This window comes from Nocardia transvalensis NBRC 15921, from assembly GCF_000308875.1.
In the GTDB taxonomy this organism is placed as follows: domain Bacteria; phylum Actinomycetota; class Actinomycetes; order Mycobacteriales; family Mycobacteriaceae; genus Nocardia; species Nocardia transvalensis.
Genome location: NZ_BAGL01000126.1, coordinates 17,146 through 35,687, shown reverse-complemented (window position 1 = coordinate 35,687; position 18,542 = coordinate 17,146). Strand labels below are relative to the sequence as shown.

Genomic DNA, 18,542 nt, shown 5'->3' with positions numbered 1-18,542 from the left:
TGCAAGTTAGCCATACGGTTTCTCACATGCCGCACCGCTATCGGCGCACTTCTCTCCTTTCGGACTTCCGTTTCGTCCCGATGTGCGTACGCGGCCGCGGAGCGATCGTGCCGCGTCCCCACCGTCCGGAGTGAGCCGAATGCTGTCCACCCACCCGAATTCCGCCGGCAACGCCTGGCTCACCGTGACCTCGCCCGGCGACGGCCGAGCGCTGGGCACCCTGCCGATCCACGGCCCGGACCACGTCCGGGCGGTGACGGCCGCGCTGCGCCAGGCCCAGATGTCTTGGCGGGCAATGGGTGTCGTCGGACGCGTGCAGTGGCTCACGCGTTTCCGGGAATGGTTGTCCGACAACAGGGATACGCTGGCCGATCTGCTCGCGTCGGAAACCGGGAAGTCGGTTGCCGCGGCTTTGCGGGAATTCCGCCTCGGCATCGATGCGCTGGACTACCATCGCACCCATGGTGCCGACTTTCTCGGCGCATCCTGGCAGCGGACGCACGGCAACCCGAGCGTCGCGCTCCAGCTCGCGATCACCTACCGCCCGTGTGCGGTGGTCGGTGTCGTGTCCCCGTGGACGTATCCGCTGGCCTCGACCCTTCTCGATGCGGTGCCGGCCCTGATGGCCGGCTCCGCGGTGCTGGTCAAACCCTCGTCGGTGACGCCGCTGACGGTGCGCGCCGCCCTCGCGGGCTGGGCCGCGATCGGTGCGCCGCCGGTGCTGGACCTGGTGGTCGGGCCCGAGGCCGGCCCGGCCGTCGTCGACGCGGTGGATCACGTGTACTTCACCGGCTCGCCCGAGACCGGCAAGGTGGTGGCGCTGCGGGCCGCGGCACGGCTGATCCCGTGCCGGCTCGCGGTCGGCGGCAAGTCCTCCGCGATCGTGCTGCCCGATGCCGATCTCGGCGGCGCAGCGGCGGGCATCGCGCTGGGCGGCCTCGCCGAATCGGGGCAGAACTGTCACAGCGTCGAGCGGGTGTTCGTCGCGGCGCCCGTCTACGACGCGTTCGTCGAGCGGCTGGTCACCGAGGTCGCCGCGTTCGGCGCCGACGATCCCGGCGATATCCGCGTCACGCCGGTGACCTCGGCGGCGCATGTCCGCCACCTCGGCGACCAGGTTCAGGATGCCCTGGCCAAGGGAGCGAGCCTGCGCATCGGCGGCACCGCCGAGGGGCAGGTCTTCGAACCGACGGTGCTCGCCGACGCGGATCCGGCGATGAGCGTGCTCACCCAGCAGACGCTCGGCCCGATCCTGCCGGTGGTCCGGGTCGCCGACGCCGAGGCGGCCCTGATCCCGGCCAACGATCCGTCCGGTCCGTGCGTGAGCGTGTGGACCGGCGACGACGCGGCCGCCCGGTACCTCGCCGGTCGGCTGTTGGCGGCACGGGTGGGCCGCAACGATGTCTCGGTCCACCTCGCGCCGCCGGGGTACGCGTAATACCCACTGCATCAAGGTAATTCGGAATCCATGAGAGAGTCATGAACACCTGTTGCGAATATGTGGACAACGCAGTCACTTCGGCCCCGGGGGAGGTGAAATGATGGGCGGCTGGCAGGTTTTCGCCGCGACCATGGTGATGGTCGGCGTGATGGTGGCCCTGGTGATGAGCGTGCGCCCGCAGCGCCTGCCCACCGGCCGCACCAGCGTCGCCGAGATCCGCCAGCGGTTGCTGGCCGAATCGGTCCCTCCGGCCGTGGCGGTTCCCGCGGCGCTGCCGCACACCGCTCCGGAGCATCCGTTCGCCGTGCCCGAGGCGCATCGCACCATGCAGCAGCACCTGGACTGCACGGTCGCCGATTGCGCTCGCAAGGCCGCGGCCTACGACGCGCTGGTCTCCGCGGGCCGTATCAAGCCTCGCTGACCGGGCCGGTCACCCTGCCCCGCGCGAGCATCCGGCGTGCCGGTTGATTGCGCTTCGGTCTCCGATTGGCAAATGATCTTGTCTGAGGGTGTTTCACTCTCGGATACTCGACATGCTGAACGTTTGCCGCCCCGCTCCGGGGGCTTACCGACCGAGTAAGTGTGGCAGGGAGGCTGGCATGCCGAGTTCGCAAGTCTGGCCCGATCAGGTACGGCGGCTTCGACCCCGCAGGGCGCTGGCGCTGCTGGCCCTCGCCCTGGTCTCCGGTCTGCTGGGAGGCGACGCGGTGATCAACGCGATCGCCGCGCCGCGGGCGGCCGAGTACTTCGGCATGAACTCCGGGACCGCCGTACCGGCCACCTGCACGGGTGCCATGACGCTGGTCGCGTGCGTGCTCGGGACCGGCCTGCTCGGTGATCGGTTCGGGCGGCGGCGAGTGCTGCTCGGTGGCGTCATCGTGGTGGCGATCGGCGCGGTCCTCACCACCTACGCGTCGGGTCCGCTGGTCTTCGTGCTCGGGCGGGCACTGACCGGCGCGGGGCTGGCCGCGAGCTTCGGTATGACGCTGGCGATCCTGCCCGCCCTGTTCGCGGCGGCCGATCTGCCGCGCGTATTCGGGGTGTGGCTGGGCGTGCAGTCGGTGGCTGTCATGGCGGCGAGTGTCATCGGCATCGGGCTGATCGACGGAACGACTTGGCGCACAGGCTATCTCACCGTCGGTCTCCTGGCTGTGCTGTTTCTCGTACCGGCCTGGCTGGCGGTCCCGGATTCGAAGGCGGCCGAGCCGGGCGCGGTCGGCGTGCTCGATCTGCTGCCGGCCGCGGCCGCCGCGGCGGGTCTCGTCGGCGCCCTGAGCGTGGTCGCGGACCGGGGCTGGACCGATCTCTGGGCGCTCGCCGCGATGGTCGGCGCGCTCGGGGTGGTGGCGCTGGTCGTCCGGCGGGAGCTGCGGAATCCGCGACCGGGGTCGCCGCTGCGGTTGTTCGCGTCCCGGCCCTTCCGCGCCGCGTGCCTGACCGGGGTGCTGGCCGGATGCGCCGCGGCGATGGTCGCGGTGCGGGCCCTCGGCGCGATCCAGCACGAGCGCGGCCTGTCGGCGTCCCTGGCGGCGGTGGTGGTGATCCCGTTCTACCTCGGCATGGTGCTCGGCGCGGTCCTCGCGGTGACGGCCCGGGAGCGTGGTGTGCCGGTGCGGCCGATGTACGTCTCCGGGCTGCTGTGCGTCGGGGCGGGTGTGGTGGTTCTGGCGCGCATGGGGGTGGACACGGAGCTGTCCCGGTATTCGCTGATTTTCGCGGTGGTCGGATTCGGCGTCATGTGGGTGCAGAACACGCAGTCGGCGGAACTCATGTCGGCGGTTCCGGCCGACTCCGCCGGCACCGCGGCGGCGGCGAAAACGATTGCCGGACAGCTGGGTTTGACGCTCGGGCTGGGGCTCGGGCTGTCCGCGCCCGTGCCCGCGGGCGGGGCGGGGGCCGCGCATCCGTTCACCGTGGGCCTGGGGGTCACCGCGGCGTTGATGTTCGCCGGCGCCGCGGCCGTGCTCGTCCTGCTGTGGCAGCGCACCCGGGCCCCGCGCGGCACCGCGGAAAGTATCGATACCGCCCGCCTGCTGGGGAGGATTTCCGGGTGGAGGGCGGTCGGCGCGTCGGATATGTGACGCCGCCCGGCCACTCGGTGGATTGATCGGCACGCACTCCGCAGGCTCGAGGGCGCGGGATGGCCCGCAGGAGCCGAATGAAGGAGTGCCCCATGATTGTCGTCACCGGAGCCACCGGGACCGTCGGCCGCGAAGTGGTCGACCAGTTGCTCGCGTCGGGTAACCGGGTGCGAGCGGTCACCCGGCGGCCCGAGGAGGCCGGATTGCCGCCCGAGGCCGAGGTCGTGCGCGCGGATCTGGGCGATCCGGACGATCTCACGAATGTGTTCGCCGGGGCGGAGCGCGTCTTCCTGCTGTCGGCCGGGCCCGACATCCCCAGGCACGACGCGAATGTCGCGAAGGCCGCCGCGCACGCGGGGGTGCGGCATCTGGTGAAGCTGTCCTCCGGACGGGTCGGGGATCCGGCGGCGGGCGACCCGATTCCGGTCTGGCACCGAGCGGGCGAACGCGCGGTCCGGGACAGTGGCCTGGCGTGGACCATGCTGCGCCCCTTGGGTTTCATGAGTAATGCGCTGCACTGGGCGGCATCGATCCGCGCGCACGATACGGTGTCCGCGCCGTACGGGCAAGGCCGGATCGCGGTCGTCGATCCACGCGATATCGCCGCCGTCGCGACAGCGGCGCTGACCGAGCCGGGGCACGAGGGCCGCGTCTACACCCTGAGCGGGCCGCGCGCCCTGTCGCCGGGTGAGCAGACGGAGATCCTGGCCGACGTCCTCGGCCGCCCGCTGTGCTACGCGGAGTCGACGCCGGAGGAGGCGCGCGCCGCGCTGCTCGGCTTCGGCGTCGAGCCCGAAATAGCCGACGCCATCATGGCTTTGCGCGCCACGGCGCTGGAATCCTTCACCTCGGTGGTACATCCGGAGGTCGAAGAAATCACCGGTCGGCCGCCGCGTACGTTCCTCGACTGGGCGCGGGAACACCGCGCGTTGTTCGCATGAGCGTGAACGGCTCAGGGGGCCAACGGTCTCCGCCTCGGCACCACTCGGCGGTGCGCGATGCGCCAGCCGTCGGGGGTGCGGCGGACGATGTCGTCGTAGGTGACGCTGCCGACGGTGCCGTCGGTGGCGACGCCGATTCCCTTGGCGCGCACCAGTACCGTATCGCCGTCGGTCGCGGCGATGATGATGTTGGTGACGTGGTGTCCCACCGGATTCCGGTCACCGAGCTCGATCGCCATATCCCGTAGCGCGGCGAGGCCGTGCACCAGGCCCGCGCCGTACTCGTTCATGTCGTAGACCACATCGTCGGTGAACACCTCGGTCATCCGGTCGAACGCCCCGGCATCGCTGAGATGCCCGTGCAATGCCAGCAGTTCGTGAATCGCCAGCCGGTCCGCGGTCGAGATCGTCATGCCCGCAAGTATGGGGCGAACCCCGCCGCCGACACGCGGCAATCGCGACCACCGCGCTCATTCCGGGGGCGTCCAGGCGGCGACCAGATCGAGGAGTCCGGGAAAGCGCGCCTGCAGATCGTCGATGCGCACCTGGCTGCGGCGCTCCAGCCCGTACTGCCGCTGCCGCAGGACACCGGCCTCGCGCAGCGCGCGGAAGTGATGGGTCAGCGACGATTTCGGGCGCGGTATGCCGAACCAGCCACAGGGATGGTCGAACCCCTCGGCCTCCAGCAGCAAGGTCCTGACGATTCCCATCCGGAGCGGATCGCTGAGCGCGCCCAGGACCGTCTCCAGCCGGATGTCGGCGGGCGCCGGTTCGGGCAGCGGGTCCGGGGCGCCGGGCGGCTCGGGGTGCCGGGCCCAGCGCCGGGTTGCGGTGGTGGCCATGCCGACACTGTACGACTTTTCTCGTAGTGGTGCTACAGTACGACTCTGTTCGTACTTATACGAGAATTCTCGTACTAATCCCGGAGGTTAGTGATGGTCACCCTGCTGTCCCGCCCGGCGGCGTTCACGCCGGTGCGCACCGGACGTATCTGGCTCGCCGCCTGGCCGGTGTTCGCGGTGTTCGTGCTCTCGAACGCGGCCACCCCGCTGTATCCGCTGTGGCAGGCGCGGCTCGGCTTCTCGGCCGGGACCATGACGGTGGTCTTCGCCGGATACATCGTGGGCCTGATCGGCGCGCTGCTGGTCGCGGGCGTGCTGTCCGACCGGATCGGGCGGCGGCCGGTACTGCTGCCGGGGGTGGCGCTGGCGCTGATCGCGTGCGTTCTGTTCGCGACCGCCGGTTCGGTGGCGGCGCTCGGGGTGGCCCGGGTGCTGACCGGTATCGCGGTGGGGGCGACGGTGTCGGCGGGTATGGCGGCGGTCGCCGATGTCGCCGGGCCCGAGCGGCAGGGCTTGGCGGCGCTGGCGGCCTCCACGGCGATGGTGTTCGGCGCGGGGACCGGGCCGCTGCTCGCGGGCGTGCTGTCGCAGCTGCTGCCCGCGCCGACCGTGCTCGTCTTCGCCGTCGAGGCGGTGCTGCTGGTCTCCGCCGGTGTCGTCGTCGCGGGGCTGCCGTCGTCGGTGCCCTCGGCGAAATCCGTTGCCTGGCTGCGAGTTCCGTCCGTTCCGCGAGAGAATCGGGGGCAGCTCGCGGCCGGGGTGGCGGTATTCGGGCCCGGTATCACCGCGACCTCGTTCGTCCTGTCGCTGGGTCCCGTTCTCCTGGCCGGGCTGCTGGGTGCGAGCACTCCGATCGTCGCGGGCGCCATGGCCTTCGCGATGTTCGCCGCGGCGACCGGGGCCCAGTTCGCGGCGCGGGCGCTGGCCGTCCGGACGGTGCTGGTGGCGGGCGCGGTGTCGACCGTAGCGGCGATGCTGGCGCTCGGTGTCGCGGCGGTCGCCGGCTCGCTCGCGGCGCTGATCGCGGCCGCCGTGCTGGCGGGCGCGGGGCAGGGACTCGGGCAGCTCGGCGGGCTGACCCTGCTGTTCACCGCGGTGCCGGACACCCGGCGCGCCGAGGCCAACGCGGCGCTCACCATCGGCGGATACATCCCGGCGGCGGCGCTGCCGGTGGCCGCCGGATACCTCGGGGACGCGATCGGGGTGACGCGCGGCGCGGCGGTATTCGCCCTGGTCGTCGGCGTGCCCGCGCTGGCCGGGATGGTGGCGGCGGTACGGGGGACTAGGGTGAGCGCGTAGGGCGTCGCCCACGTGCGGCCACTTCGTCTCGCGAGAGGAAGCTATGGACCTGAGCCTGCACTACTGGAACTTCACGACACCGGCCGATCCGGCGCGGACCGCCGAATCGATCGGGCGCAGCGCGCGCATCGCCGAGGACGCCGGATTCACCGAGTTCACGGTGATGGACCACTACTTCCAGATGGAGCACCGCGGCACCGCCGAGGAGCCGATGCTGGAGGCGTACACCACGCTCGGCTACGTCGCCGCCCTCACCTCGCGCATGCGGTTGTCGGTGCTGGTCACCGGTGTGATGTACCGGCATCCCGGCCTGCTCGCCAAGATCGTCACCACGCTGGACGTGCTGTCCGGCGGGCGCGGGCAGCTCGGCATCGGGGCCTCCTGGTACGAGCGCGAACAGCGCGGGCTCGGCGTGCCGCTGGTGCCGATGGCGGAGCGGTTCGAGCGCCTCGAGGAGACCGTGCGGATCTGCCTGCAGATGTGGAGCGACGACAACGGCCCCTTCCAGGGCAAGCATTATCAACTGGACGAAACCCTGTGCGTCCCAGCGCCGTTGAGCCGCCCGCGCCCGCCGATCCTGATCGGCGGCGGTGGCGAGCAGAAGACCCTGCTGCTGGTGGCGCGCTATGCCGACGCGTGCAATCTGTTCGCCTCCACCCCCGACGACGTCGCGCACAAGCTGGACGTGCTGCGCCGGCACTGCGCGGCCGAGGGGACCGACTACGACGCCATCCGCAAGACCGCCGTCTACCTCGGCCCGATCGTCGAGGATCCGGACGGATTCCTGAAGGCGGCGGAAAGCTATGCGGCCCTGGGTATCACGCAGTTCGACCTGATGCCCGACGGCGACCCGGTCGACTACACCGAGCGGGTCGCGGCCCTGGCGCCGAGGCTGGCTGAGGTCTGACCGCCCCATGCCGCGATGCACGCGATAGCCCACGCGCTCGCCCTGACCGGGTCGATGGCCTGGGAGATCCTCTGGGCGCTGATCCTCGGATTCACACTGTCCGCCGTCGTGCAGGCGGTGGTGCGCAAGTCGACGGTCGTGCGGCTGCTCGGCGACGACCGGCCGCGCACGCTCGCGCTGGCGTCGGTGCTGGGCGCCGCGTCCTCCTCGTGCTCGTACGCGGCGGTCGCGCTGGCGCGCTCGCTGTTTCGCAAGGGCGCGAACTTCACCGCCGCGATGGCCTTCGAGATCGGCTCCACCAATCTGGTCGTCGAACTCGGCATCATCCTGGCCCTGCTGATGGGCTGGCAGTTCACCGCGGCCGAATTCGTCGGCGGACCGATCATGATCGTTCTGGTGGCGGTGCTGTTCCGGTTGTTCGTGCGGTCCCGGTTGATCGACGCGGCCCGGCGGCAGGCCGACCGGGGCGTGGCCGGATCGATGGAAGGCCATGCGGCCATGGACATGTCGGTGACCGGCGGCGGATCCTTCGTGGCCCGCCTGCTGTCGCCGCGCGGGTTCACCGCGGTCTCGAACGTCTTCGTGATGGAGTGGGCGGCGATCCTGCGCGATCTCGTCATCGGCCTGCTCGTCGCCGGGGCGATCGGCGCGTGGGTGCCGGACTCGTTCTGGCAGAGCTTCTTTCTGACCGAGCACCCCGTGCTGTCGGCGATCTGGGGCCCGATCATCGGGCCGCTGGTGGCGATACTGGCGTTCGTGTGCTCGATCGGCAACGTGCCGCTGGCGGCCGTGCTGTGGAACGGCGGCATCAGCTTCGGCGGTGTCACTGCCTTCCTCTTCGCCGACCTGCTGATCCTGCCGATCCTGAACATCTACCGGAAGTACTACGGCACCCGCATGATGTTGACCATCCTCGGCGCCTTCTACGCGGCCATGGTCGGCGCCGGCTACGCGGTCGAAATCCTCTTCGGCGCAATGGGACTCATCCCGTCGCAGCGCAACGCCATGGTGATGGAGGAGGGCATCCGCTGGAACTACACCACCTGGCTGAACCTGATATTCCTGGCCCTGGCGGCCGTCCTGGTGATCCGCTTCGCCCGCACCGGCGGCCTCCCGATGCTGCGCATGATGGGCGGCGCACCGGAGACAGCGCACGACCACAGCGAACACCCACCCGCGTCCTGAACGGGAATCCCCGGCCCCGGCCCGGTGTTCGAGACAGGCATGACGATCGACGGGACGGTGGAACCGGGATTCGAACCGGTGCGGGACGCGTTCGCCCGGAACTTCGCCGAATACGGCGATATCGGGGCGGCGGTGACGGTCTATCGCGACGGGCGTCCGGTGGTGGACCTGTGGGGCGGTCTGGCCGATCCGGCCACCGACCGGCCGTGGGAACGCGACACACTCCAACTGGTCTACTCCGCGACCAAGGGCGTCACCGCGACCGCCGCGCATCTGCTGGCCCAACGCGGTGAACTCGACCTCGACGCGCCGGTCGCGCGGTATTGGCCGGAGTTCGCCGCCGCGGGCAAGACCGACATCCCGGTGCGCTGGCTGCTGTCGCACCGGTCCGGCGTGGTGGCGCTGGATCGGCCCGTCCCGCTCGACGACGCGCTGGCCTGGGACCCGATGGTCGCGGCGCTGGCCGCGCAGCGGCCGTCGTGGACGCCGGGCACCGCGCACGGCTATCACGGCCGGACCTTCGGCTGGCTGGTGGGCGAGGTGATCCGGCGGGTGTCGGGCCGGTCGCCCGGCCGGTTCGTGGCCGAGGAGATCGCCGGGCCGCTGGGCGTCGACTTCTTCATCGGGCTGCCGGAGGAGGAGCGCGGCCGGGTGAGCCGGCTGGTGTTCGCGCCCAAGCCCGATCTGTCCGCGGTGCCGCTCGACGCGATTCCGGCGGATATGCGCGCGATGGTCGCCGCCTCCCTGGATCCGGAATCCCTGCTCACCCGGGCCTTCGCGGTGACCGATCCGGCCGATCCCGATTTCGATTCGCGCGCGGTGCAGGCCGCGGAGATCCCGTCGAGTAACGGCATCGGGACGGCGCGCGGGCTGGCGCGGCTGTATGCCGCGCTGATCGGCGAGGTCGACGGGATCCGGTTGCTGACCGAGGAGACGGTGGCCGCCGCCGCCCGCGAACAGGCGAACGGCATCGACCGCGTGCTGCTTCTGCCCAACCGCTACGCCTCCGGATACATGCTGCCCACCGAGACCTTCCCGATGAGCGGGCCGTCGGCGTTCGGGCATCCGGGGCGCGGTGGATCGCTGGCCTTCGGCGATCCGCGGCGGGGCATCGCGTTCGGCTATGTCACCAACCACATCGTCGAGGGCGCGCCGGACTTCCGCGCGGCCGATCTGGTCGCGGCGGTGAACGGCGTCCTGGGCTGACCGTTCAGTCCGAGTGGGCGACGCCGACAGTGGTTGTGGCCGTGTCCCATCGGGGCGTTCCGCCGCCCGGGGTGGCGGGTAGGTGATCCGGCCGGAGGCGTTCCAGGGTGCGCGGGAAACGTCCGCGGTACTCCGCGGCCACGGCGAAGGCGTCGGCGACGGTGTCGACATCCGACAGAACCGGGAGGCGGTGGATCCGGCATCCGATGTCGCGCAGCGCCGTTCGGGTGCGTTCGCCGGTGCTGCTGGTGGACATCGGGACGTCGGCCAGGACGCGGGCCGAGCCCGGGTCGGTCAGTCCCAGCGCCCACCAGCCGCCGTCGGCGGCGCGGCCCAGCACGGTGTCGCCGCAGTCGAGCAGCCGTGTGGCGCCGGCGGCGAGCAGGGCAGGGCCGGCCTGCGGGGTGTCCATGCCGATCTGCAGAACCGGGAGGCCGAAGGCGGCGGCGTCGTTGTGCGCGTGGGCCAGTCGTCGTCCGAAGGTGTCGCCGCGCTGCGGGACGAGGGTGAAGTGGGCCAGCTCCGCGGCCAGGTCGTCGGCGCGTTCCGCGCGCTCCAGATCCCCGGTCCACGCGACGACACGGTGCCGGATACCGCTGTGGCGCACGGCGGTCAGGGTGTCGAGCAGGGCGGCCGCCGCGAGTTCGGCCGCCTCGCGCGGCGAGAACGGCGGTGTGAGGCGGGTTTTCGCGAATCCGGCGATCGGGGCCTTGGCGATGACCAGCAGGGTGGCGTCGATGGTTCTCATCGCACGCTCCAGAAGTCGCGGATCGCGCGTGCGGTGCCGGTCACCGATCCGGAGACCTTCGACACCCCGTGCGTGCGCGGCCGGTAGCTGATGTCGCGCTCCACGATTCGCCACCGGGCCCGCGCCGCCCCGATCAGCAGCGCCAGCGGATAGCCCGAACGCGGGTGCAGCGCACCGAGTTCCAGCAGTTGCTCGCGGCGGATGACCCGCATGGCGGCGATATCGTGCACGGGCAGGCCGTGCCTGCGGCGCAGCATCCCGGCGATCACCGCATTGCCCAGCCGGGCGTGCCACGGCCAGGCGCCGGATCCGATCGGCCGTCGCCGCCCGGCCACCATGTCGACGCCGGGTTCCAGGTCGCCGAGCAGGTACGGCAACTCTCCGGCATCCATGGAACCGTCGCCGTCCAGCACGGCGATCACGGGGGTCTCGGCCGCGCACACTCCGGCGTGCACGGCCGAGCCGTATCCCGGAGTCCGCTCGCTGACGACCGTCGCCCCCGCGGCGCGGGCGACCGCGGCCGTGTCGTCGGTGGACGCGTTGTCCACCACGATCACCCGATATCCGGGCGGGACCGCGGCGAGTACGCCGGGCAACGCTCCGGCTTCGTTGTGGCACGGAATCACCACGGTGATGTCGTGTGCGCTGCGTGTATCGGTCACAAGGAGACCGTATGACCCGCGCGCGCGATCCGGGGTCATTGAACCGGTGACAAATGTGTGACGGCGGGGCGCGGACGCGCAGTTGGTGCGTATTCCGGTCGTGCCGCCGCCTAGGGTGAACTCGTGCAGCGTTCGTCCCCTCCCCGTCTCCGCCGGCGTGCCGCTGGCCGTGCCGACCTGCTGTGCGCCGGCGCGGGGGCGGTTCTGGTCGCGGTCGCCTTCGTGGTCCCGCGAATTCGTGGCGAACACTATCGGGATCTCATCTACGCGGCCGCGGCGCCGATCTTCGGCGGGTGGCTGCCGCATGTGGGCTGGGGGACCGGTCCGGCTGTCGCCGTCGCTGTTCTGGTGGTCGGCCTCGGTCCGGTCGCCGTGCGCCGCCTGCCGTGGGGGCGGCTGCTGCTGGTGACCTGGGTGACCGCGATGGCGTGGACGTTCTCGCTGGCGATGATCGATGGGTGGCAGCGCGGATTCGCCGGTCGGCTGACGACCTGGCACGAGTATCTGCACGAGGTGGGCGGGGTCGGCGATATCGGGGTCATGCTGCGCGGGTTCTCGGACCGGATCCTGGACTTCCAGCCCGATTCGTGGACCACGCACACCTCCGGGCATCCTCCCGGAGCGCTGCTGGTCTTCGTGTGGCTGGACCGTATCGGGCTCGGTGGTGGGGCGTGGGCGGGCGCGGCGTGCGTGGTCGTGGGATGCAGTGCGGCCGTGGCGGTCCCGATCGCGCTGAAGGCACTGGGCGCGCCCGATCGCGCCCGCGCGGTGACCCCGTTCCTCGCGCTGGCGCCGGCGGCGATCTGGATCGGAGTATCCGCCGATGCCCTGTTCGCGGGCGTCACGGCCTGGGCGGTCGCGCTGCTCGCCGTCGCGACCCGGCGCGGTACGGGGTGGCCGGTTGTCGCCCTGGTCTCCGGATCGCTGTTCGGATTCGGCCTGTATCTGAACTACGGGCTGGTGTTGATGGTGATCCCCGCCGCTGCCGTACTGCTCGCGCGTGGTCTACGTCCGGCATTGCCCGCCCTGATCGGGGTCGCGCTCGTCGTGGCCGCCTTCACCGCCTCCGGATTTTGGTGGCTCGACGGATACCACCTGGTAATCGAGCGCTACTACCAGGGCATAGCCAGCGTGCGCCCGTACTCCTACTGGGTGTGGGGGAATCTGGCCGCCACTGTGTGCGCGGTGGGGTTGGCGACGGTGGCCGCGGGCCATCGTGTCGCGCGAGGGCTGGGTCTGGGCCGGATGATCCGAGAGGGTCCGGCGACGGGCAACGATGCTGGGCCGGTGAAGATTCGGAGGGCGCTCTCCGTGTATCTCGAGCGGTGGCGAGCGGTCGTCGATCCGGCGGCTCTGCTCGCTACGGCGGGACTGGCCGCGATCGTCGCCGCCGACCTCAGTGGGCTGAGTAAGGCGGAGACGGAACGGATCTGGTTGCCCTTCGACATGTGGCTGCTCGCGGCCACCGCGCTGCTGCCACCGCGCTCGGTACGGTGGTGGCTCGCCGCCCAGGCGGTGGCGGCGCTGTTGCTCAATCACCTGCTACTGACGAGTTGGTAAGTCTCATGCGCATTCTGGTGGCCGACGACGATCCGGTGGTCCGGGAGGTGGTGCGCCGCTACCTCGAGCGGGACGGACTGTCGGTGGTGGAAACCGCCGACGGTCCCGCGACGGCGGAGGTGCTGGCGCGCAACGAGATCGACCTGGCGATCCTGGACGTCATGATGCCGCCGCCGGACGGTATCGAGCTGTGCCGGACGGTGCGTGCCGGCCCGCACTACGATATGCCGATCATCCTGCTCACCGCCCTCGGCGAGGAGGAGGACCGGGTGGTAGGCCTGCGGTCCGGCGCCGACGACTACATCGTGAAACCGTTCAGCCCCCGCGAACTCGCGCTGCGCGTGGCCTCGGTGCTGCGCCGGACGAACCGGCCGGCACCCACGGGCGACGAGGTGCTGCGCAGCGGCGGTATCGAACTCCGCCCCGGTGCGCAATCGGTTCTCGTGGACGGCCGGCGGGTGGAGCTGACCGCTCGCGAATTCGACCTGCTGGCCTTCCTGCTCGCCCATCCGCACCGTGTCTTCGGCCGCACCGAACTGCTGGAACGGGTGTGGGGCTGGTCGTTCGGCGATCAGTCCACCGTCACCGTGCACATCAAGCGCCTGCGCGCCAAACTCGGCGCAGCGCACCGCATCGAGACGATCTGGGGTCGCGGCTACGCCTGGGACCGGCCGGGGGAGGACGACGATGCCGACTGATCTACCGCAGCTGATCGGCTACGCGCTGGCCGGATCGGTGCCGGTGGTGGCGTTGGGCGCCATCGCCATCCGGCTCACCCACAATCGCAGCCTGACCACCAGCATGGTGGTGCTGGTCCTCATCCCCACCCTGGCGGGCCTGGCCGGCGTGGTGGCGGTCAGCGGGATGATGTTCACCGACGAGCTGCGGCGGATCGGGACCGTGCTCGGCGTCGTCACGGTCGTGGCGGTGCCCGCGGCCGTCGTGCTGGGCCGCGTCCAGGCGCGGAAGACGGTGTGGGAGCGACAGATGCGCGAACAGGAGCGCGCCGCCGAACGGTCCCGCCGCGACCTGGTGACGTGGGTCAGCCACGACCTGCGCACCCCGCTGGCCGGGATTCGCGCGATGGGGGAGGCGCTGGTCGACGGGGTGGCCGACCGGCCGGACACCATCGAGCGCTACGCGAATCAGATCGTGCGCGAGACCAATCGGCTCTCGGCGATGGTTGACGATCTGTTCGAGATGTCGAAGATCAACTCCGGCGCCCTCCGATTGCGGGTGGAGCCACTGGATTTCCGCGAGCTGATCGACGAGGTGGCCGCCGCCAACCAGCCCACCGCCGACCGCGCCCGGGTGAGTCTCGCGGCGCGGCAGCCGGATTCGCCGATCGTGGTCTCCGGCAGCGATCGCGCCCTGACCCGGGTGCTGACCAATCTGGTCGCCAATGCCATCGAACACACGCCGTCCGGCGGCCGGATCGATATCTCCGCCGGCGCCTCCGACGGCTGGGCCTGGACGCGCGTGGACGACACCGGTCCGGGGATCGCCGCCGCCGACCTCCCGCGCATCTTCGAGGTCGCCTATCGCGGCACCGCCGCACGTTCCCCGGCGGCGGGCGATATCGGCTCCAACAGCGGTATGGGCCTGGCCATCGCCGCCGGACTGATCGAGGCACACCACGGCACCGTCACCGCCTGCAATCGAGAGGTGGGCTGCCGCTTCGAGATTCGCCTGCCCCTGCTACCTGACTGAGACCGGTCACCGCCACGTCGGGGCGCCGGTACCGGACGCCGCGCGCAGGGGCGCGGTCGCGAATGCGGTGATGCCGTCGGCGGGGTCGACGGCGGCGCGAAAGTCCAGGACCTCGGCGGCCTTCGCGGGGCTCGCGACGATGTGGCGGACATCGCCGGGGCGGTACTCGCCGGTCACCACGGGCGGTTTGCCGTCGGCGGCGCGGGACAGCAGAGTCGCGACGGTGCGGATATCGATCGGGGTGCCGGAGGAGATGTTGAGCGGCACGAAACCCGGCTGCGGGCGATGGATCGCCGCGACATTGGCGGCGGCGATATCGCGGACGTGGACGAAATCGCGCATCTGGCGGCCGTCCTCGAAGACGCGCGGCGCCTCGCCCGCCTCCACGGAGGAGCGGAAGATCGCCGCGACACCGGAATATGGTGTGTCCCGGGGCATTCCGTCTCCGTAGACATTGTGGTATCGCAGCGCCGTCACCGCGCCGCCGGTCGCCGCGGCCCACGCGCAGGCGTAGTTCTCCTGCGCCACCTTGCTCGCCGCGTAGAGGCTGCGCGGCCGCAGCGGGCTGTCCTCATCGATCGGGGCCCAGGTCAGCGGTGCGCCGGTGACCGGATCGCGATGGTCGAACAGGCCCTGGTCGAGATCTTCGCGGCGGCGGGGCGACGGGTCGGCCACCTCGGAATCGGCTGTGCGATACCGGCCTTCGCCGTAGACGACCATCGACGAGGCCAGCACCAGCCGCTCGACCCCTGCTCGCGCCATCGCCGCCAGCAGGACGGCCGTGCCGAGATCGTTGTGGCTGGCGTAGGCGGGGGCGTCGGCGGCGCTGACGCCCGCGCCCACCACGGCCGCCTGATGGCAGACGACATCAACCCCGCGCAGCAGGTCGGCCACCGCCTCGGGGTCGCGGACATCGGCTCGGCGCACGCCGTCGGGGGCCGGGGCGTCGTCGCCGTGCGCGGCGGCCAGCATGAGATCGGCCGGGACCACCTCGTCACCGGAATCGATCAGGGCACGGTGGATATGCGAACCGATGAATCCGGCGGCGCCGGTCAGAAGTACCCGCATCGGCTCAGGTCAGGGGTGTCGCGGTCGGCATCATGCCCCGATCCTTGCCGCTGCGGGCCTACCGTGGGGCGAAACGCGCGGGCGCGTCACCGATCGGTAAGAAAACCGACGGCGGTCAGGCGACCGCGTAGTCGCCGAGGCCCGGTTCGAGCATGCCGAATATCCGGTCGGCCTCCTCGCGGACGGTGGCGGCGATGCGCGTACGCGACATCCCGCGCAGCGTGAGTTCCTGAACTCGCTGGAACAGCAGGCGGTGCGCGGCCCCGAACTGCGCGGCGGCGGCCCGGCGGGTGATGTCGTCGCCGGGCAGGACCTCGGCGAGGGCGATCTCCCGCAGCTCGTGCAGTTCGCGCAGGCGGGTCGTGAGCGTGGGGCTGGCGGTGAGCATGCGGCAGAAGTTCGGACCGGAGAATCCGGCGCGGGCATCGAAACGGGCTGCTGCGGCGTGGAATTCGTTACGTAGCGCGGACAGTGCGGACTCGCCGGTAGCTCGTGTTGCGACGGTGTCGGCGAGCGAGGAGACGAACTCGTGGTGGATGTCGAGCGCCATGTCCTCCTTACGGGGGAAGTAGTTCGTCACGGTCTTCTTCGCCACCCGGGCGGCCACGGCGATGTCGGCAATGGTGGTGGCCTCGAAGCCGTGCGCGATGAACAGGCGGGTGGCGTGATCGGAGATCGACTGGCGGGTCTCGCGCTTCTTGGTCTCCCGCAGTCCCGGTTCTGCTGTGCTCACGGCCGGAAGATTACCACGGTGGTAAATTTCCCATTGACGTACTAAGTAGGCCGAGGCTAATCTTACGTCCGTTGTAAGTTTTATCGGAAGGAGAATGCGCATGCTGCCACGGAATACCTGCTAGGGCGCGTCCCGAGACACCTCGGGCGGGGGCGCTCGGCCCCCGCCCCGGACCACCGAAAGGCGCGATCTGTGCGCAAGATTCGATTCAGCGGCCGACCCGAACTCGTCGAGTGCCCGCTCCCCGAGCCCGGTCCCGGGCAGCTGCTGGTCCGCACCGACCTGGTCGGCGTCCATGTGGGTCTGCTGCGAATGCTGAACTCCGGCACCGCCGCCGACCCGGGCGGTGAGATGGTCGGCACGGTGCTCGCGGCCGGTCCGGACGTCCCGTCGGACTGGGTGGGTAAGCGCGTGGGCGGCGTGGTGTTCGACGGCGTCTACGCCGACCACGTGCTCGCGGTCCCGGCCCTGGTGACCGAGATCCCCGCCGAGGTCGGCGATGCCGACGGGCTGGCCCTGGTGCGCGGCGGGCTGGTGGCGATGGGCGCGGTCCGCGCCGGGCATCGCGCGGCCGGGGAGACGACGCTGATCACCGCCGCGGCCAGCGGCAGCGGACATCTCGCGGTGCAGATCGCGCGGGCGCTCGGCGCGGCCCGCGTGGTCGGTGCGGTCGGCTCGCCGGACAAGGCGGAGTTCGTGCGCGACTGCGGCGCGGACGCGGTGATGTCGTACGCCGAGCCGTGGGACGAGCGATTCGATGTCGTCGTGGACGGCGTCGGCGGCGACCTGGTGCAGCGCGGCGTGGACGCGCTCGCGCCGCACGGCCGGTTCGTGGCCTACAGCGCCGGGGGCGGCAATATCGCGGCCGGGAGCCTGCTGGCGGACCTCAAGACCGTCACGGGATTCTCGGTGGGCCTGCTCGCGCGGACGGAGCCGGACCTCGTCGCGTCCTATCGCCGCGAATTGTGGAAACTGCTGGCGGACGGGCACATCCGGCCGCGCCACGTGGAGTTCCCGTTCGATCGCGTCGAGGCCGCGCTCGAGCTGATCGAGACGCGGCGCAATCGCGGCCGGGTCGTGCTGCGCACCGCCGGCGTCACACCGTGAAGGTCAGCCGGGCCGGTGCGAGGTAGTCGTCGCGATCGGTGAGCATGCGCAGTTCCGGGCGGCGGTCGGCGGGGATGCGGGCCAGCTCCGCCCGTAGCGGCTCCCGGAACGCCTCGCCGCGGGCCGTCATGACGGGCAGCCAGTTGTCGTGGTGGCTCGGCGCGAACACCCTGGGCCGCACCGCCTCGATATAGCTGCGCGGGTCCCGCAGGCCGTTGGTGAACTGGTTGAACCCCTGCACCGCTCCGAGCTGGAGATCGCTGGCGGGCAGGTCGCGCAGGACGTCCAGGACGCCCGGCGCGCGGTCCAGCAGCGGCCCGGACGAATCGTGCCAGGTGAGAGTGAAGTCGCCGGTACGGAATTGGTACAGCAGCGTGCCGCCCTCCGGATCGGCGAGGTGCGTCAGCAGGTGCGCGGTGTCGGCGAGGGCGGGCCGGTGCACGCGGATATCGCAGGGGCACGGGGCCGGTCGCACGGCGGGCGAACCGGACGGACCGCGGTCCCGGCCGGTCGGCGCGGAATGCAGGTGCCGCACGACGGTGACCGCCAAGCCGGGGGCGATCTCCCGCTCGTACCGGTCACCGGGCTCGGAATCCTCGGAACCCAGTGTCACGCAGTCTATTACGGCGTCACTGCCGAGGCTCGCGCGGATGGTGTCGCAATGCTCGGCGGTGCCGTGGACGACCGCACCACTCGCCCGCGCGATCGGACCGGCATCCGCGGCATGATCGAAGTGTCCGTGGCCGATACAGATCGCCGCGGGCCGCAGCGCCGCCACCTCCGTCGGCGTGGTCGGCACGTACCCGGAGGTCGCGCCCCGCGGCACCCAGGCATCGAGCAGCAGCACCGTCCCACCCATCGCCACGGCGAAACTCGCACACCCGAACCACGACACGACCACCCGATCCGCCCGCACGGCCCCGGTCACCGGATCCACGACGTCGTCCCCGAAGAACCGCCGCCGCGCCGCCACCGTCTCCTCGGCCGTCGGCACACTCAATTCGGGCGTTCGCACCCCTGCCCACCACCCCCGCACCCCGTCACCCATCGCA

General features: G+C 71.2%; 19 protein-coding genes. 12 read left to right on the top strand and 7 right to left on the bottom strand.

From position 1 onward, the window contains the following. The first annotated feature begins 139 nt into the window (after window positions 1-139). The 4 genes from ON41_RS35080 (at window position 140) to ON41_RS35065 (ending at window position 4,463) form a co-directional block, all read left to right on the top strand. Window positions 140-1,438, top strand: coding sequence for an aldehyde dehydrogenase family protein (locus ON41_RS35080; RefSeq protein WP_051163191.1), 1,299 nt, complete (start codon window positions 140-142; stop codon window positions 1,436-1,438). 103 nt (window positions 1,439-1,541) lie between these two features. Next, window positions 1,542-1,862 (top strand): hypothetical protein, encoded by a 321-nt coding sequence (locus ON41_RS35075; RefSeq protein ID WP_157185741.1) that lies wholly within the window; start codon window positions 1,542-1,544, stop codon window positions 1,860-1,862. A 178-nt stretch (window positions 1,863-2,040) separates the two neighbouring features. Continuing rightward, on the top strand, window positions 2,041-3,522 hold the full coding sequence (locus tag ON41_RS35070; protein WP_040752883.1) for an MFS transporter: 1,482 nt from the start codon (window positions 2,041-2,043) through the stop codon (window positions 3,520-3,522). Between the two features lie 92 nt (window positions 3,523-3,614). Continuing rightward, window positions 3,615-4,463, top strand: coding sequence for an SDR family oxidoreductase (locus ON41_RS35065; protein WP_040752881.1), 849 nt, complete (start codon window positions 3,615-3,617; stop codon window positions 4,461-4,463). A gap of 11 nt (window positions 4,464-4,474) precedes the next feature. Here the strand turns inward: ON41_RS35065 and ON41_RS35060 are convergent, their stop codons facing one another. Both ON41_RS35060 and ON41_RS35055 read right to left on the bottom strand, forming a co-directional pair. Further along, complete coding sequence (locus tag ON41_RS35060) at window positions 4,475-4,876, bottom strand: nuclear transport factor 2 family protein (RefSeq protein ID WP_040752880.1); 402 nt, start codon at window positions 4,874-4,876, stop codon at window positions 4,475-4,477. Between the two features lie 57 nt (window positions 4,877-4,933). After that, window positions 4,934-5,305 carry an ArsR/SmtB family transcription factor gene (locus ON41_RS35055; RefSeq protein ID WP_040752878.1) on the bottom strand — a complete coding sequence of 124 codons (372 nt, stop codon included), beginning with the start codon at window positions 5,303-5,305 and terminating at the stop codon, window positions 4,934-4,936. Between the two features lie 93 nt (window positions 5,306-5,398). Here ON41_RS35055 and ON41_RS35050 point away from each other — a divergent pair, with 93 nt between their 5' ends. From ON41_RS35050 to ON41_RS35035, 4 genes are read left to right on the top strand one after another with little or no spacing between them, the layout of a single operon-like run. Further along, window positions 5,399-6,604, top strand: coding sequence for an MFS transporter (locus tag ON41_RS35050; RefSeq protein ID WP_051163189.1), 1,206 nt, complete (start codon window positions 5,399-5,401; stop codon window positions 6,602-6,604). A gap of 43 nt (window positions 6,605-6,647) precedes the next feature. Continuing rightward, window positions 6,648-7,511 carry an LLM class F420-dependent oxidoreductase gene (locus ON41_RS35045; RefSeq protein ID WP_040752875.1) on the top strand — a complete coding sequence of 288 codons (864 nt, stop codon included), beginning with the start codon at window positions 6,648-6,650 and terminating at the stop codon, window positions 7,509-7,511. Between the two features lie 15 nt (window positions 7,512-7,526). Next, window positions 7,527-8,696: a permease gene (locus tag ON41_RS35040; RefSeq protein ID WP_040752873.1), complete on the top strand. Its 1,170-nt coding sequence runs from the start codon at window positions 7,527-7,529 to the stop codon at window positions 8,694-8,696. 39 nt (window positions 8,697-8,735) lie between these two features. Then, on the top strand, window positions 8,736-9,902 hold the full coding sequence (locus tag ON41_RS35035) for a serine hydrolase domain-containing protein (protein ID WP_040752872.1): 1,167 nt from the start codon (window positions 8,736-8,738) through the stop codon (window positions 9,900-9,902). A gap of 4 nt (window positions 9,903-9,906) precedes the next feature. On the opposite strand, the gene ON41_RS35030 is transcribed toward ON41_RS35035, so the two are convergent. Continuing rightward, a complete protein-coding gene (locus ON41_RS35030; RefSeq protein WP_083905852.1) occupies window positions 9,907-10,650 on the bottom strand; it encodes a TIGR04282 family arsenosugar biosynthesis glycosyltransferase in 744 nt (247 codons plus the stop codon). Then, window positions 10,647-11,312 (bottom strand): glycosyltransferase family 2 protein, encoded by a 666-nt coding sequence (locus tag ON41_RS35025; RefSeq protein WP_246829658.1) that lies wholly within the window; start codon window positions 11,310-11,312, stop codon window positions 10,647-10,649. Before ON41_RS35025 ends, ON41_RS35030 begins: the two co-directional genes overlap by 4 nt. Before the next feature lie 123 nt (window positions 11,313-11,435). On the opposite strand from ON41_RS35025, the gene ON41_RS35020 reads away from it, so the two are divergent. The 3 genes from ON41_RS35020 to ON41_RS35010 are packed head-to-tail and all read left to right on the top strand — an operon-like array spanning window position 11,436 to window position 14,582. Next, the gene (locus tag ON41_RS35020; RefSeq protein WP_040752870.1) at window positions 11,436-12,872 is read left to right on the top strand and encodes a hypothetical protein; all 1,437 of its coding nucleotides are present in this window, start codon (window positions 11,436-11,438) and stop codon (window positions 12,870-12,872) included. 5 nt (window positions 12,873-12,877) lie between these two features. After that, window positions 12,878-13,570: a response regulator transcription factor gene (locus tag ON41_RS35015; RefSeq protein WP_040752868.1), complete on the top strand. Its 693-nt coding sequence runs from the start codon at window positions 12,878-12,880 to the stop codon at window positions 13,568-13,570. Next, on the top strand, window positions 13,560-14,582 hold the full coding sequence (locus tag ON41_RS35010) for a sensor histidine kinase (protein ID WP_040752866.1): 1,023 nt from the start codon (window positions 13,560-13,562) through the stop codon (window positions 14,580-14,582). Before ON41_RS35015 ends, ON41_RS35010 begins: the two co-directional genes overlap by 11 nt. A gap of 6 nt (window positions 14,583-14,588) precedes the next feature. Here the strand turns inward: ON41_RS35010 and ON41_RS35005 are convergent, their stop codons facing one another. Both ON41_RS35005 and ON41_RS35000 read right to left on the bottom strand, forming a co-directional pair. Then, on the bottom strand, window positions 14,589-15,650 hold the full coding sequence (locus tag ON41_RS35005) for an NAD-dependent epimerase/dehydratase family protein (protein WP_040752864.1): 1,062 nt from the start codon (window positions 15,648-15,650) through the stop codon (window positions 14,589-14,591). Window positions 15,651-15,765: 115 nt separating this feature from the next. After that, window positions 15,766-16,383, bottom strand: a complete 618-nt coding sequence (locus ON41_RS35000; protein WP_040752862.1) for a TetR/AcrR family transcriptional regulator — start codon at window positions 16,381-16,383, stop codon at window positions 15,766-15,768. 192 nt (window positions 16,384-16,575) lie between these two features. On the opposite strand from ON41_RS35000, the gene ON41_RS34995 reads away from it, so the two are divergent. Further along, window positions 16,576-17,490 (top strand): quinone oxidoreductase family protein, encoded by a 915-nt coding sequence (locus tag ON41_RS34995; RefSeq protein WP_040752860.1) that lies wholly within the window; start codon window positions 16,576-16,578, stop codon window positions 17,488-17,490. Here the strand turns inward: ON41_RS34995 and ON41_RS34990 are convergent. Continuing rightward, a complete protein-coding gene (locus tag ON41_RS34990) occupies window positions 17,480-18,538 on the bottom strand; it encodes an MBL fold metallo-hydrolase (RefSeq protein ID WP_040752858.1) in 1,059 nt (352 codons plus the stop codon). The two genes, ON41_RS34995 and ON41_RS34990, sit on opposite strands and share 11 nt — an antisense overlap. Window positions 18,539-18,542: the final 4 nt, after the last annotated feature.

Bases quoted from the DNA above. Each gene is read 5' to 3' on its own strand.
- ON41_RS35080 (WP_051163191.1), top strand. From the start codon at position 140: ATGCTGTCCACCCACCCGAATTCCGCCGGCAACGCCTGGCTCACCGTG.
- ON41_RS35075 (WP_157185741.1), top strand. From the start codon at position 1,542: ATGGGCGGCTGGCAGGTTTTCGCCGCGACCATGGTGATGGTCGGCGTG.
- ON41_RS35070 (WP_040752883.1), top strand. From the start codon at position 2,041: ATGCCGAGTTCGCAAGTCTGGCCCGATCAGGTACGGCGGCTTCGACCC.
- ON41_RS35065 (WP_040752881.1), top strand. From the start codon at position 3,615: ATGATTGTCGTCACCGGAGCCACCGGGACCGTCGGCCGCGAAGTGGTC.
- ON41_RS35060 (WP_040752880.1), bottom strand. From the start codon at position 4,876: ATGACGATCTCGACCGCGGACCGGCTGGCGATTCACGAACTGCTGGCA.
- ON41_RS35055 (WP_040752878.1), bottom strand. From the start codon at position 5,305: ATGGCCACCACCGCAACCCGGCGCTGGGCCCGGCACCCCGAGCCGCCC.
- ON41_RS35050 (WP_051163189.1), top strand. From the start codon at position 5,399: ATGGTCACCCTGCTGTCCCGCCCGGCGGCGTTCACGCCGGTGCGCACC.
- ON41_RS35045 (WP_040752875.1), top strand. From the start codon at position 6,648: ATGGACCTGAGCCTGCACTACTGGAACTTCACGACACCGGCCGATCCG.
- ON41_RS35040 (WP_040752873.1), top strand. From the start codon at position 7,527: ATGCACGCGATAGCCCACGCGCTCGCCCTGACCGGGTCGATGGCCTGG.
- ON41_RS35035 (WP_040752872.1), top strand. From the start codon at position 8,736: ATGACGATCGACGGGACGGTGGAACCGGGATTCGAACCGGTGCGGGAC.
- ON41_RS35030 (WP_083905852.1), bottom strand. From the start codon at position 10,650: ATGAGAACCATCGACGCCACCCTGCTGGTCATCGCCAAGGCCCCGATC.
- ON41_RS35015 (WP_040752868.1), top strand. From the start codon at position 12,878: ATGCGCATTCTGGTGGCCGACGACGATCCGGTGGTCCGGGAGGTGGTG.
- ON41_RS35010 (WP_040752866.1), top strand. From the start codon at position 13,560: ATGCCGACTGATCTACCGCAGCTGATCGGCTACGCGCTGGCCGGATCG.
- ON41_RS35005 (WP_040752864.1), bottom strand. From the start codon at position 15,650: ATGCGGGTACTTCTGACCGGCGCCGCCGGATTCATCGGTTCGCATATC.
- ON41_RS34990 (WP_040752858.1), bottom strand. From the start codon at position 18,538: ATGGGTGACGGGGTGCGGGGGTGGTGGGCAGGGGTGCGAACGCCCGAA.